11 protein-coding genes and 1 pseudogene are annotated in these 13,479 nt (G+C 41.4%); 9 read left to right on the forward strand and 3 right to left on the reverse strand.

The annotated features are described in order from the left end of the window. Positions 1-58: 58 nt before the first annotated feature. The 8 genes and pseudogenes from ACEYW6_RS00470 to proB all read left to right on the forward strand — a co-directional run bounded on the left by ACEYW6_RS00470 (position 59) and on the right by proB (position 6,384). The gene (locus tag ACEYW6_RS00470; protein ID WP_190896722.1) at positions 59-550 is read left to right on the forward strand and encodes a hypothetical protein; all 492 of its coding nucleotides are present in this window, start codon (positions 59-61) and stop codon (positions 548-550) included. Between the two features lie 149 nt (positions 551-699). Further along, positions 700-906, forward strand: a complete 207-nt coding sequence (locus tag ACEYW6_RS00475) for a hypothetical protein (RefSeq protein WP_190896752.1) — start codon at positions 700-702, stop codon at positions 904-906. Between the two features lie 226 nt (positions 907-1,132). After that, positions 1,133-2,371, forward strand: coding sequence for an N-acetyltransferase family protein (locus ACEYW6_RS00480; protein ID WP_412978210.1), 1,239 nt, complete (start codon positions 1,133-1,135; stop codon positions 2,369-2,371). Beyond that, positions 2,352-2,849 carry a Holliday junction resolvase RuvX gene (gene ruvX, locus ACEYW6_RS00485; RefSeq protein WP_412978211.1) on the forward strand — a complete coding sequence of 166 codons (498 nt, stop codon included), beginning with the start codon at positions 2,352-2,354 and terminating at the stop codon, positions 2,847-2,849. Before ACEYW6_RS00480 ends, ruvX begins: the two co-directional genes overlap by 20 nt. A 145-nt stretch (positions 2,850-2,994) precedes the next feature. Further along, complete coding sequence (locus tag ACEYW6_RS00490) at positions 2,995-3,567, forward strand: DUF3727 domain-containing protein (RefSeq protein WP_190896729.1); 573 nt, start codon at positions 2,995-2,997, stop codon at positions 3,565-3,567. Positions 3,568-3,796: 229 nt separating this feature from the next. After that, positions 3,797-4,366 (forward strand): annotated as a pseudogene (locus ACEYW6_RS00495) (hypothetical protein). A gap of 111 nt (positions 4,367-4,477) precedes the next feature. After that, positions 4,478-5,017, forward strand: a complete 540-nt coding sequence (locus ACEYW6_RS00500; protein ID WP_412978212.1) for a YqeG family HAD IIIA-type phosphatase — start codon at positions 4,478-4,480, stop codon at positions 5,015-5,017. Between the two features lie 257 nt (positions 5,018-5,274). Then, positions 5,275-6,384, forward strand: coding sequence for a glutamate 5-kinase (proB, locus tag ACEYW6_RS00505; RefSeq protein WP_412978213.1), 1,110 nt, complete (start codon positions 5,275-5,277; stop codon positions 6,382-6,384). 205 nt (positions 6,385-6,589) lie between these two features. Here proB and ACEYW6_RS00510 read toward each other — a convergent pair whose 3' ends face one another. Next, a complete protein-coding gene (locus ACEYW6_RS00510; RefSeq protein ID WP_412978214.1) occupies positions 6,590-7,033 on the reverse strand; it encodes a GNAT family N-acetyltransferase in 444 nt (147 codons plus the stop codon). 146 nt (positions 7,034-7,179) lie between these two features. Here ACEYW6_RS00510 and ACEYW6_RS00515 point away from each other — a divergent pair, with 146 nt between their 5' ends. Next, positions 7,180-7,536, forward strand: a complete 357-nt coding sequence (locus tag ACEYW6_RS00515) for a hypothetical protein (RefSeq protein ID WP_412978215.1) — start codon at positions 7,180-7,182, stop codon at positions 7,534-7,536. Positions 7,537-7,561: 25 nt separating this feature from the next. On the opposite strand, the gene aspS is transcribed toward ACEYW6_RS00515, so the two are convergent. Next, positions 7,562-9,349, reverse strand: coding sequence for an aspartate--tRNA ligase (aspS, locus tag ACEYW6_RS00520; protein WP_412978216.1), 1,788 nt, complete (start codon positions 9,347-9,349; stop codon positions 7,562-7,564). Positions 9,350-10,371: 1,022 nt separating this feature from the next. Continuing rightward, positions 10,372-13,263 carry an excinuclease ABC subunit UvrA gene (gene uvrA, locus ACEYW6_RS00525; RefSeq protein ID WP_412978217.1) on the reverse strand — a complete coding sequence of 964 codons (2,892 nt, stop codon included), beginning with the start codon at positions 13,261-13,263 and terminating at the stop codon, positions 10,372-10,374. Positions 13,264-13,479: the final 216 nt, after the last annotated feature.

Below are 13,479 nucleotides of genomic sequence, written 5' to 3' on the forward strand. Positions count from 1 at the left end.
AATAACCAATGCCCCATAACCCCATGACTAATGACTAATTGGTATGAGGAGTTGGGTTATGAAGCATATTCCATATTTGGTTTCAGTTTTGGCGGCTGGCTTGGTCTTGAGTCTGGCGAGTACGAAACCAGCACAAGCTCAAGTGGCCTATGGTAGTTATATCGGTATAGGCCCCACTATTGGCTTTACTGATGGTATCCAATTGGGGGGGGTTATAGCGGGTCGCTACAAGCTTCTAGAAGCACCAATTTCACTGCGTGCCCAAGTGTTAATTGGTAATAATACGGCAGTTGTGCCAACAGTTTCCTACGATTTCCCCCTTAACTGGCAAGCTGATGCCTACCTGGGTGCTGGGTTAGTATTGGCTGGTGGTGGTGGATCTTCTCCTGTAGGCGACAAAATCAGTTTTGCTTTACAACCGGGCATTGATTATATGATCCCAAATAGCAATACTGTCCTTTTTGGCAACGCCATCATTGCTTTTGATGCCTACCGTGATAGCAGTGGTACAGCTATCTCTGTGCAGGGTGGTGTTGGTTTGAGATTTTAATGGGCAGATGAAAACACTACTGCGATCGCTATCCTATTCCTAAGAAGCGTTAAACTTCATTGCAAATCAAGAAGTTAGTCCAAACAACATGATAATTTTTGGTCATGAAGAGAGACAGCACAGGATTAACACAGGAGAACACAGTGGCAATGGAATCAAATTTATTAACGGATGCGGGCGCAGATGAAATGAATCAAGATTTCAGTGAATATGTCGCCAATCTGCAACTTCACATGACTCTGCAAGCTCGCAATCTTGTTCCAACCCTGAAACAAACGCTGGTAGATAGTCGCCAGCAATTACTCCATCAAACCCAAGCCCACTTTGAAAAGCTAGTTTCTCGACAAGGGCTATAAATATATACAAATTTTAATCAAAATTCAAATAAAATAAAGGCAGATGTTGTTGGGTTAATGCCAATGGTGTTCTCACAAGGTCTGCTTTTTCTGCTTTTTTTAAGTATTAAGTTACTAAAATCACCCTTTTGGCGCAATAGTAAGGGGCAGAAAGTAGTTAATATTATTATTGCAGCAGTTCCTTTGAAGAGCAGTTAGTTAAGGCTAAATAGCGGCTCGAATAAAAATGACTTCATTACTTCCCAGAAACCTCAGCGTTGTTATCCGACCAGTCCAATACCGGGATTTGGACGGCATTGAGCGCATAACTCAAGAGTCATTCGCAGCCCTCACTCCCAAGCGAGCAGGTTTTGCCATTAGCCAGATGCAAAGGCTGCGTCGCTGGTATGGATTACTCAAATTTTTGAGTTGGTTTCCTAACCCGCTTCAGTATCGCCTTTGTGCCTATGTAGCAGAGCAAGGGCGGATGCTATTAGGGATGATTCAAGTGTCACCCTTTAACCGGACACGCAGCACTTGGCGAATTGATCAAGTGTTGTTAGAGCGTGGTGTCGATAAACAAGGAATTGGTTCGCAACTTTTGCGTCATTGCTTTGAATCGATTTTGGAAGCTCGCACTTGGCTACTGGAAGTTAACATCAATGACATTGAGGCGCTGGCACTATATCGACAAAATGGATTCCAGCGTCTGGCAGAAATGACATACTGGGAAATTGAACCAGAATTACTGGCTGAATTAGCACAAGCAGAGCCAGACTTGCCCAATCTATTGCCAGTGAGTAATGCTGATGCCCAGTTGCTATATCAATTAGATACGGCATCGATGCCACCTTTGGTGCGTCAGGTTTTTGACCGTAATACCCGTGACTTTAAAACCAGCTTGTTCGGTGCTTTAACTGATGCAGTGAAGCAATGGCTGACCAAAACAGAAGTAGTCAGCGGTTACGTATTTGAACCCCAACGCAAAGCTGCGATCGGTTATTTTCAAGTGCAACTAGACCGTAAGGGTGAAGTTCCCCACGTTGCAACACTGACAGTTCATCCTGCTTACACCTGGCTGTATCCAGAATTACTATCTCAACTGGCTCGTATTGCCCAAGATTTTCCCCAGCAAGGGTTGCAACTAGCTTCCTCTGACTATCAGGCAGAGCGAGAAGAGTATTTGGAACGAATCGGGGCAAAACGCATAGAACATACATTAGTTATGTCTCGCTCTGTGTGGCACAAGCTACGGGAGTCTAAATTCGTCTCTTTAGAAGGAATTCAGTGGACTGATATGCTACAAGGTTTGCAACCTGCTCGTAAACCAATACCAGGTGGGATGTCATGGATACAACCAGGAAAGTTGCCATCGTCAGATAAACCACTGCCAAGCAAGTCAGAACCGATTAACTTTTCGGGAAAAAATCCTAGCAGGGAAGCATCGCCGATTTCTGAATCAGCAGATGCACAGCAGGAGAATTAGCGTGATATCCCAGGAGCAACCAAAACCGTTTATTTCAGCATTGGGGCTAGATTTTGGTCGCAAGCGAATTGGTGTGGCAGGGTGCGATCGCACTGGTTTAATAGCCACGGGGATCACCACAATTGAGCGCACATCTTTTGAGCAGGATGTCGAGCAAATCCGGCAAATAGTTAATGAACGCGAGGTGCAAATCCTAGTTATGGGCTTACCTTATTCAATGGATGGCTCACTGGGATTTCAGGCGCGTCAAGTTCAGAAATTTACTACAAGACTTGCTAGAGCACTGAAACTGCCTGTGGAATATATGGATGAGCGATTAACTTCATTTCAAGCAGAGCAACTGCTGATAGCTGAGAACCGCTCTCCGTCACGCCATAAAGGTTTGATTGACCGCAAAGCAGCCGCTTTGATTTTGCAACAATGGCTGGATGTTAAGCGTGCTAGTTCCCGCAGTTCAGTTGCGGCTATTGAATATTGATACCTTTTAACATGATATTCTGAAAACGATTAGCCAGCAGTTGTATCTACGTATAAAGCTATTTAGTTGACATTATATATATGTCATGAAATAGTTAAGCGATTTTCAAAGTTGCTGGTATTTATTAAATTTCTAAATTTCGGCTATGTTTTCCTCTCCATTTCCTGAAGAAAATGATAACGCTCATGCGGGTTCCATCACTTTAACCGATGACAAAGGGCGATCGCTTGAATGTTACATAGAGCATTCCCTCGAAGTAGATGGACAAGAATACGTTTTACTTCTTCCTGTAGACTCACCTGTAGAAATTTTTTCTTGGGAAGGTGACGGTGAGGAAGAAGAAGCAGTTCTGGTAGAAGATGACACCATTATTGAGCAGATTTTTGCTACTGCCCAAGCTGTACTATCTGAGCAGAACCTGATCTTGAAAAATACAGCCTATGCTCTAACAGTTGCAGGTGATTTACCGCCAGTTGAAGAATCAGAACTCTTCACCTTAGAAATCGAAGACGAAGAGGCAGATTTAGAGCCAGAACAATTACAGCTACTTGCTAGCTTTTATGATGAAGATCAGGAGTATGCAATTTATACACCCCTTGATCCCCTGTTGTTTTTTGCACGAATAGCTAAAACAGGTGAACCTGAATTACTCTCTCCAGAAGAGTTTCGCAAAGTGCAACCTCTGTTAGAGGAACATCTTTTTAATGAAGTGGAATAAGATTAAAAATTCAAAATGAAAATGTTACATTTTGAATTTTTTAATTGAAAATTTTCATTGTAATCAAAATCTACCGAAACTTTTTACTATGTCCCATTAAATGTGGAAGCAATGAAACATTGACATTAAATTGGGACAATTAGTATTGTTTAAGATTCTAGAAAAAGCATTTTGGTCTTGATTTCCAATTCAATTATCTAAAATCCAAAATTGGTATGAGGTGCTGAAAATGGCTTATTGTGACTTTACATTAAGTAAATTTAAAAAGTCATTCAGCATCCACATTGATGAAGAAACTGATTTATGTGCCGACATAGAACCTTTACAGCCAAGCGAGAAACTCACAAATTATTTAGAAGAAACGATAGAACTGGCTTTACCAATTAATACTGAGAAAGCTCGTTCAGAAATGATTATTACTCCGATCTTATTGGAGGTAAGACGCAGGGCTAATTATCCAATTAGTTTATTTTTAGGAACAGATTTTAATGTAAATTTAGAAAAAGGTCTGAATGGCTTTTGTGACTTGATCATCAGTCTTTCTAAAGAGTAATTAACAATTAATATACCTGTAGTGGTTATTATTGAAGCCAAAAATGAAAATATTAGAGGTGGATTAGGTCAATGTGCGGCGGCAAGGTTGGCAGCACAGTTATTTAATCAACACGAAGGAAATGAAATTAAAAAAATTTATGGCGCGGTAACAACCGGGGATATTTGGAAGTTTTTGAAGTTAGAAGAAAACGATATATTTATTAATTTGAGTAATTATTACATCAAAGAGATAGATAAGATTTGATAAATTTTATCTCAAAATGTTCAAGGAGATATTCCAGGATGACGTTCGACTAACTAAACTATATTGGGTTATGCTCATTTGTCTAGAGCTACTTAAATTTGACTGTTTACTATGACCTGGAACAATCTTTTACAGCCTGACTTGATTTTAGAAGGTTCAGTGTTGAACCTAACACCAGATATTATCCAAAAATACGGTCTTAAGGGGTTGGTATTGGATGTAGATGAAACCTTAGTACCCTTTAGAGTAGGGCTTGCTTCCCCAGAACTACAACATTGGGTGGAACAAATTCGCACCTGTACTGCATTGTGCTTGGTGAGTAACAACCTGAGTGAAGCGCGAATTGGTGGAATTGCGCGATCGCTTAATCTACCTTACTATTTGGGTGCAGCCAAGCCTTCCCGACGTAAAATTAAGGCAGCACTTAGGGGAATGGATCTACCAGTGCATCAAGTAGGGATGGTAGGCGATCGCTTGTTTACCGATGTTTTAGCAGGTAATCGCCTGGGAATGTTTACCATTTTAGTCGAACCGATTGTTCATGCCGACGCGGCCCTCCGCTCTCATCCCATCCGCAACTTTGAAGTTTGGATATCTGAAATTCTGGGAGCCTCTATTACCCCTAAGAAAACCAAGATTCACAAAAGTTGAGAAACCGTCAGGAAAGTAAATCTAAAGAAATGGTTAAGAAATCTTACTGGAATCCAAAAATCGGGGATCATAAGTATTAATAACATGGGGTCAGCCAAAAAAGACCCTACAGCATACAAAATAAATATAAGCCCGTAAAGCGTCAGCCTTCACTATAGAGGGATTGGCGCTTTATAAATTTAGTTAGGAGTTAGAAGTTTTGAGTTATGAATTAAATTCACCTCCTAACTCCTCACTCTTAACTCCTCACTTTTTAGATGTCATTAACAATTGTTGTCAAAATCGGCACTTCTAGCCTAACTCAACCAGAAACGGGACAATTAGCACTTTCTACAATCGCTACCTTGGCGGAAACACTCTGCCATTTAAGACACCAGGGACACCGGGTGATTTTGGTTTCTTCTGGTGCTGTGGGGGTGGGCTGTGCGCGGTTGGGCTTAACTGAACGGCCCAAGGCGATCGCACTAAAACAGGCTGTAGCAGCAGTTGGACAAGGCAGGCTAATACGTGTGTATGATGATTTATTTACTACGTTACAACAGCCGATCGCTCAAGTATTACTGACTCGCAGTGACTTGGTACAGCGCAGCCGCTATCTCAACGCCTACAACACTTTTCAGGAACTGTTGGGACTGGGAGTGATCCCCATAGTCAATGAAAATGATACCGTAGCAATAGACGAACTAAAATTTGGTGATAATGATACCCTTTCGGCATTGGTTGCCAGTCTCGTAGAAGCAGATTGGCTATTTTTGCTCACCGATGTCGATAGGCTGTACTCAGCCGATCCGCGTTCCGTGCCAGATGCTCGGCCGATCGCTTTAGTGAGTAGCATTAAGGAATTAGCTCAATTACAAATACAAACAGGTTCCCAAGGTTCTCAGTGGGGGACTGGCGGTATGGTGACAAAAATTTCGGCTGCGAGAATTGCCATTGCGGCTGGAGTGCGTACCGTAATTACCCAAGGGCGATTTCCCAGAAATATAGAAAAAATTATCCAAGGTGAACTTATTGGGACGCATTTTGAACCGCAACCTGAACCAACTTCAGCGCGTAAACGTTGGATAGCTTACGGACTTGTACCTGCGGGTAAACTGTATCTAGATGAAGGTGCGATCGCAGCAATTTCTCTAGCGGGAAAATCGTTATTAGCTGCTGGAATTCAGGCAGTAGAAGGAGAGTTTGACACACAGGACGCTGTGCAATTGTGTGACACCAATGGTAACGAAATTGCCAGAGGACTTGTCAATTACAACAGCGATCAGCTGCAAAAAATTTGTGGGTGCCATTCACGGGAAATTCCTACGATTTTAGGCTATGTCGGTGCGGAAACAGTTATTCATCGGGATAATTTGGTTTTGATTTAGGAGGGAAATGAGATAACTTTCGTGGCTAATAATCGGGAGATCAAGAAATCCACTCCTTACTCCCCATTCCACACCCTCACACTTCCGGTTCAACACCCAAGGCTCGTAACTGTGTCGCCAAGCGTTCAGCCCGTTGCAGAGAAGCTTCTTTAACTTTTTGCTCTTATTCAGCTCGTTCTGCTCACGCCCAATTTAATGTCATCCATTATTGCAAGCGCAAAGCGTAATGGTTAAACTCTTCATTCTTAATGTAATCTCGCGCTTCATAGAGTTTTTGCGCGGTTATGTTAGAAATTTGAGTAGCTAAAATTACTCGAATGGCTCCACTCTCTTTTGCGTATTCTTCTGCAACACTCATCAATAACTTTGCAATTCCCTTTCGCCGATACGACTCTTCCACATACAAATCGTTCAATATCCATAGTCGTTTCATCGACACTGAAGAAAAGCTGGGATAAAGCTGAGTAAATCCAACTAATTCCCCATTGTCACTGGCTGCAAACACTACCGAGTCATTATTTTTAAAACGTTCTTTAAGAAACTCCTTGGCAGCTTCAAGGTTTGATGCCTGATTGTAAAAAACACGGTACCGATCAAATAGTACTGCAACACTTTCAAGATGATTAATATTAACTAAAAAAACTTCCATTGATTATCCTTATAATTTATATGCAATGCTGCTCTGTTAAGCTAAATGGTAGATGAAACCAAGAAAAATATTTGCTTTCTCAATTCAATTAATTAATCAGCATTGCCCACCCTACTTGTACTGGAGTTACACTAGGACTTCGGCTAATGGATATAAAGATGGATGCAATTACGAATGAATTTAATAAATATTTTTCTAAATGGAAAATTACCTTGCCAGAAGAGAATAGACAAAAGCGTCAGAAAGGTTCAATTTTTCAAGCTGGTTGGAAGATAAATTTTATTTTTGGGATAAAAGATGATGCTGAGTATCTTGAGTATTACGCTATCCATAGAATGACCAATGATCATTACATCATAATTTATGAAAATGGAGAAAAAGAACATTTAGAGTGTTTAGAGCCTCTATTAGAATATAGTTCAACAATTGATGAAAAGCAAAGGGAGCATAATAAACATAACAGAAGAGTTAGAGAGGAACTGAGCTATAAAGACTTACTTTAACTTTCTGTGCTCCCCTTGCGCTTTGTTAAGACTTTGGTTTATAAGTTGAAGCAACGTGCAATTCTTTCAACTGTTTAGCATCTACACTCGAAGGTGCATCTGTTAACAAACAACGCGCTTGTTGTGTTTTCGGAAAAGCAATGACATCTCGAATAGATTCTTCTCCAGCTAGCAACATTACCAAACGATCTAAACCGTAGGCGATGCCACCATGCGGTGGTGTACCATATTCAAATGCTTCTAACAGAAAGCCAAATTTATTTTGTGCTTCTTCAGGAGATAAACCAATAGCTTCAAACACTTGCTGTTGAATTTCTCGCTGATAAATCCGCAGACTTCCGCCGCCAACTTCCACGCCGTTAAGTACCAAGTCGTAAGCTTGGGCGCGTGCAGTTTTTAAGTCGCTCAAATCATCAGGATGCGGTGCTGTAAATGGGTGGTGTAGTGCTTCTAGACGTTTTTCGTCAGCATTCCACTCGAACATTGGGAAATCTGTAATCCACAGCAAGTTGGTTTTTTCTGGATCAATTAAACCAAACTCTTTAGCGATCGCTTGCCGTAATCTATCTAAAGTTTTATTAACTGTAGCAGTATCACTAGCCCCAAACAACAGCAGATGTCCAGCTTTAGCACCTGTACGGCGTAAAATTTCTTCTTTTTGTTCTTCGCTGAGGTTGTCTTTAATCGCGCCAATAGTGTCAATTTCGCCATCATCCCTAACACGGATATAAGCTAAACCTTTAGCACCGGCTTCGCTAGCTTCTTTAAATAAGTCACCGCCTGGTTTAATACGGACATTAGAAATTACATCGTTACCGTTGGGAATGGGTAAGATTTTGACGATCCCACCATTTGTAACAGTGTCCCGAAAGACTTTGAAACCAGAGTCTTTGACAATATCTGAGACATCAACTAATTCCAAACCATAGCGTGTATCTGGTTTATCACTACCGTAGCGTTCCATCCCCTCAGCGTAAGTAAGACGGGGGAAAGGACGCTGTAACTCAATGCCTTTAACGGTTTTAAAGATATGGCAAACTAAATTTTCATTCAGTTCGATAATTTCTTCTTGAGACATGAAGCTCATTTCCATGTCCAATTGGGTGAATTCAGGTTGTCTGTCGGCGCGTAAGTCTTCGTCACGAAAGCAACGGGCAATCTGATAATATCTGTCCAAGCCGGATACCATCAGCAATTGTTTAAATAGCTGGGGTGATTGCGGCAAAGCATACCACTCACCAGGATTGACGCGACTGGGTAGAACATAATCCCGCGCCCCTTCTGGGGTAGAACGGGTAAGTATTGGGGTTTCGACTTCGATAAAACCTTCCAAATCTTCCAGATAACGACGCATAGCTTTGACAATTTGATGACGCAGTTGCAAATTTTGCGCCATGCGTTCGCGTCGCAAATCCAAATAACGATATTTCAGCCGCAAGTCTTCCCGCACTGTCTCAGTGTCAGCTATGGAAACTTGGAAAGGTAACTGTTTACGGACAGCATTGAGGAGTTTAATTTTTTCGGCGTAGATTTCTACCTCGCCTGTTGGGATGCGGGTATTCAACGATTCTTCGGGACGTTGTGTTACCCTACCAGTGATTTCGACAACATATTCATTTCGCAGGGCGTTTGCATGTTCGTAAGAATCTGGGGTGCGTTGCGGATCGCTGACGATTTGGACAATTCCAGAGCGATCGCGTAAATCTAAAAATATCACACCACCATGATCGCGGCGACGGTCTATCCATCCGTAAAAGGTAACAGTTTCTCCAATATGTTCTTTTCGGAGTTCGCCGCAATAGTGAGTTCGCATAAGTCTTAGTTATTGTTTCCGGGCTAGATTGGCAAGCAAATGTCAAAGCTTTCCCATTATCTAGCATCAATAGTAATTGTAGTAATAAACATACAATAATCTCACACCAATTTGGCAAAGGTCGATTGGGAGAGTGGGTGAGGCACAAAACCTGAAATAAGACGCGATGAAGCAAAGAAATTATCAAATACTCTCACCATGTCCCAGCACCACCATCTTTTACGTAATATAATGTTTCCATTTTTACACTAATTGTTTTGTGTAACTTAACTCTGGAGCACAACTGATAACTGTTAATGACTGTCTCAATAAAAATTTTTATTTAATAACTGTTGTATCAGAAAAGAACAATCCAAAGGGTATTATGCGTTCGTTGGTTTTCTAACTCCTAATGTAGCTTTTTTGCTTTCTTTTATTGCCAGTTTTGAGCATCAGTAATGCCAACAGAATAGTCCCAAAGTGTATTGCCAGATGATAGAGGATTTTTAGCGCACCCTCCACATAACCTCCTGCTCCATGCAATATCAACACCAGTGGAGCGGGTTGATCTGCTCAACTGAAGTAATAGCTATGTTTAAATGTCCTTTAAATGTTGAGTTACACTTGAATAGAGTTAGTCGCAGTCCTGACGGTTTCTGTCGTTTGAGTTAGCGATGTCTTCTCCTGTCGGAGACGCTATGTGTTAATGAGTCAGATTAATAGATGTATCTGTGCATTGCTTATCTACAAGCTACATTAGCGATCGCTAAAGCCCACATATTTTTAGTTAAGAATATATCTAATATGAAAACATCAATCAAAATAGTTAATTGTCATTGTACTTAAAGACGAAGTAAGTTAATTAAAAATGTAATTAACAATACAAATAACTTGATTTTAGAAGCCCTTTTCTATGCAGCTTCATATTAAATTGGTATAAGTCTCAAAGGTAAGTATAAAGCCTGTTTTACTTCTGACTTTTGAATTCTGAATTATGCTGTAATATATGCAAAAATTATTAGATTTAATTAACGCATTCTTACTTACGACTTCTTCATCGCTGGATACTGTTTCAAAACTTGCTGCAAATATTGCCCAGTATAAGACCTGGGATTTTTTGCAACTTCCTCCGGTGTACCCACAGCAATCAATTCTCCGCCTTTATCGCCACCTTCTGGCCCCAAATCTATCACCCAGTCAGAACAACGAATTACATCTAAGTTGTGTTCAATTACTAATATTGAATTGCCTTTATCCACCAATCTTTGCAATACATCCAATAATTTATGGACATCGTAAAAAGATAACCCTGTTGTCGGTTCATCTATTAAATAAAGTGTCTTTCCTGTGGCGCGTCGAGATAATTCTGTTGCCAATTTTACCCGTTGTGCTTCTCCACCAGATAAGGTAGTCGCAGGTTGTCCTAGTTGGACATAACCCAACCCGACATCAAATAAGGTTTGCAAACGCGCGATCGCTTTGGGAATATTCTGGAAAAAGTCTAAACTTTCCTCAACTGTCATTCTCAAAACATCAGAAATTGACTTATCTTTGTACTTCACTTGCAAAGTTTCGCGGTTGTATCTTGCACCTTTACAAATTTCGCATTGCACGTAAACATCCGGGAGAAAGTTCATTTCAATAACATTCACACCCTGTCCGCTACAAGCTTCGCAACGTCCACCTTTAACGTTAAAAGAAAATTGTCCAGGTTTGTAACCCCTAGCTTTGGCTTCTACTGTTTGGGAAAAGACATCCCGAATGGCATCAAAAATTCCTGTGTAAGTTGCAGGGTTAGAACGTGGTGTGCGTCCAATTGGGGATTGATCGATAACGATCGCTTTATCAATCGCGTTTAATCCCTGGATTTTATCTAAATGTCTGGGTAAGGGAACTTTCTTAGTTAAATGGTGTTGCAGAGATGGGTACAGTAATTCGTTAATCAGCGTAGATTTGCCAGAACCAGACACACCAGTGATGGAGACGAGTTTACCTAATGGAATGTCTACATCTATATTTTGTAAATTGTTGCGATGGGCATTTTTAATTCCCAAACTACGCCCATTCCCTTCTCGGCGTTCTGCTGGTGTGTTAATTACTCGCCTTCCTGATAAATATGCACCTGTCAAAGAATCTTCTGCTGCTAATAACGCCTCAAAATCACCTTGGGCGATAATATTTCCACCGTGGATTCCTGCACCAGGTCCAATATCAACTATATGGTTGGCTGCACGAATTGTTTCTTCATCGTGTTCAACGACAATTAATGTATTACCCAAATCACGCAATTTAGTTAAGGTTTTCAGCAATCTGCCATTATCTCGTTGATGCAAACCAATACTTGGTTCATCTAAAACGTAGAGAACTCCTGTTAATCCAGAACCAATTTGCGTTGCTAGGCGAATTCGTTGGGCTTCGCCACCCGAAAGGGTCATGGCTGGACGGTCAAGGGTGAGATAATCTAAACCTACATCCAACAAAAATTGCAATCTTGCTTTGATTTCTCGCAGGACTAAATCAGCAATTTGTAACTGGCGATCGCTCAACTGGAATTGCTCAATTCTCTCCCGACAATCCCGAATTGATACGGTAGTCAATTCTAAAATTCCATATTGTCCTAACTTCACCGCCAAGGCTTCCGGTTTTAACCGTTTTCCCTTACAAACTTCACACGGTTGATCGATTAAATACTGTTCTAATTTTTGTTTAATTAATTCCGAACCACCCTCATACTGCCGTTGCAAAATTGGAATAGCACCTTTAAAACTCTGCTTTCTTTGTGCCTCTGCGGCTCGTTCATCTTTCTCTCCATAGAGAATAATTTGCTGCTGTTCTTCTGTCAGCTTTTTCCAATTTGTCTGTAGCTCAAACCCATAAATCTGTCCGACGCTATAGAGTAATTCTAGATAATAAGAATTATCTTTTTCTGACCAAGGCGCGATCGCAGCATAAACTGGCGCTTCCCAGTCGGGTACGATCAAATCTGGCGCAAATCTCCTTAAAGTCCCGATTCCATGACAGTGTGGACACGCACCATAAGGCGAGTTAAAGGAGAACAATCGCGGTGATAGTTCCTCCATTACCGCGCCATGTTCTGGACAGGCAAAGTTTTCTGAAAATACTAATTCTTCTTCTTTTTCTTGTCCGTCGTCACCAAGCAGACTCACCAGAATGGCTGCAATACCACCCGATTGCTTGAGACACGTAGACAGGGAATCAACCAAACGCTCCTGAATATCAGCCTTTTTTACCAAGCGGTCAATTACCACTTCGATGGTGTGGGTAAAGTTTTTATCCAATTCAATGGAATCTGACAGTTCGCGGATTTCGCCATTGATTCGCACGCGGACAAAACCTTGAGAAGCCAGACTTGACAAAAGCTTACGATGTGTGCCTTTTTTGCCCCTGACAACGGGTGCGAGAATTTGGAAGCGGGTGCGATCTGGTAATTCCATGATGCGATCGCACATCTCATCGATTGTCTGGGGTGCAATACAGCGATCGCATATCGGACAATGGGGTTCACCAGCCCGACCAAACAACAGCCGCAAATAGTCGTAAATCTCCGTCACCGTACCCACAGTGGAACGGGGGTTATGAGACGTTGACTTTTGGTCAATGGAAATTGCTGGACTTAAGCCTTCAATGGCTTCCACATCCGGCTTATCCAGTTGTCCTAAAAATTGTCGTGCGTAGGCGCTGAGGGATTCTACGTAGCGACGTTGCCCTTCAGCGAAAATGGTGTCAAAGGCTAGGGAAGACTTACCAGAACCAGAAACGCCAGTGAATACGATTAGGCGATCGCGTGGCAATTCCAAGTCAATATTTTTCAGATTATGCTGCCTAGCACCCCGAATCCGAATGGTATTCTGGCTGTTGTGGCTTGGGTACGGAAGATGTCCATTCAAGGATGCTACTAGCTGTTGGTCTGACATATTGGGCGGCGAAGAAGGAGTTTCTTATGAAACAGTCCTTAATAATACTATCTTTAATCTGTTTATAGTAGAACAATCGTACTGTTTTAGTTAGTTATCGTTTCAGATTCATGCCGCAGACATCTTACCTATAGAATAGATTGCCCAAGCTTTAGGCTTGTTTATTGGGATGGTGCGTTAGCCAAGGCTATAAGGCATCTTATAAGCTTACTTTAA

It is taken from the genome of Nostoc sp. UIC 10607, from assembly GCF_047228265.1.
GTDB lineage: Bacteria > Cyanobacteriota > Cyanobacteriia > Cyanobacteriales > Nostocaceae > Nostoc > Nostoc foliaceum_A.

Coding starts and splice junctions, on each gene's coding strand:
- uvrA (WP_412978217.1), bottom strand. CDS start 13,263: ATGTCAGACCAACAGCTAGTAGCATCCTTGAATGGACATCTTCCGTAC.
- ACEYW6_RS00480 (WP_412978210.1), top strand. CDS start 1,133: ATGACTTCATTACTTCCCAGAAACCTCAGCGTTGTTATCCGACCAGTC.
- ruvX (WP_412978211.1), top strand. CDS start 2,352: ATGCACAGCAGGAGAATTAGCGTGATATCCCAGGAGCAACCAAAACCG.
- ACEYW6_RS00470 (WP_190896722.1), top strand. CDS start 59: ATGAAGCATATTCCATATTTGGTTTCAGTTTTGGCGGCTGGCTTGGTC.
- ACEYW6_RS00500 (WP_412978212.1), top strand. CDS start 4,478: ATGACCTGGAACAATCTTTTACAGCCTGACTTGATTTTAGAAGGTTCA.
- aspS (WP_412978216.1), bottom strand. CDS start 9,349: ATGCGAACTCACTATTGCGGCGAACTCCGAAAAGAACATATTGGAGAA.
- ACEYW6_RS00515 (WP_412978215.1), top strand. CDS start 7,180: ATGGATATAAAGATGGATGCAATTACGAATGAATTTAATAAATATTTT.
- ACEYW6_RS00510 (WP_412978214.1), bottom strand. CDS start 7,033: ATGGAAGTTTTTTTAGTTAATATTAATCATCTTGAAAGTGTTGCAGTA.
- ACEYW6_RS00490 (WP_190896729.1), top strand. CDS start 2,995: ATGTTTTCCTCTCCATTTCCTGAAGAAAATGATAACGCTCATGCGGGT.
- proB (WP_412978213.1), top strand. CDS start 5,275: ATGTCATTAACAATTGTTGTCAAAATCGGCACTTCTAGCCTAACTCAA.
- ACEYW6_RS00475 (WP_190896752.1), top strand. CDS start 700: ATGGAATCAAATTTATTAACGGATGCGGGCGCAGATGAAATGAATCAA.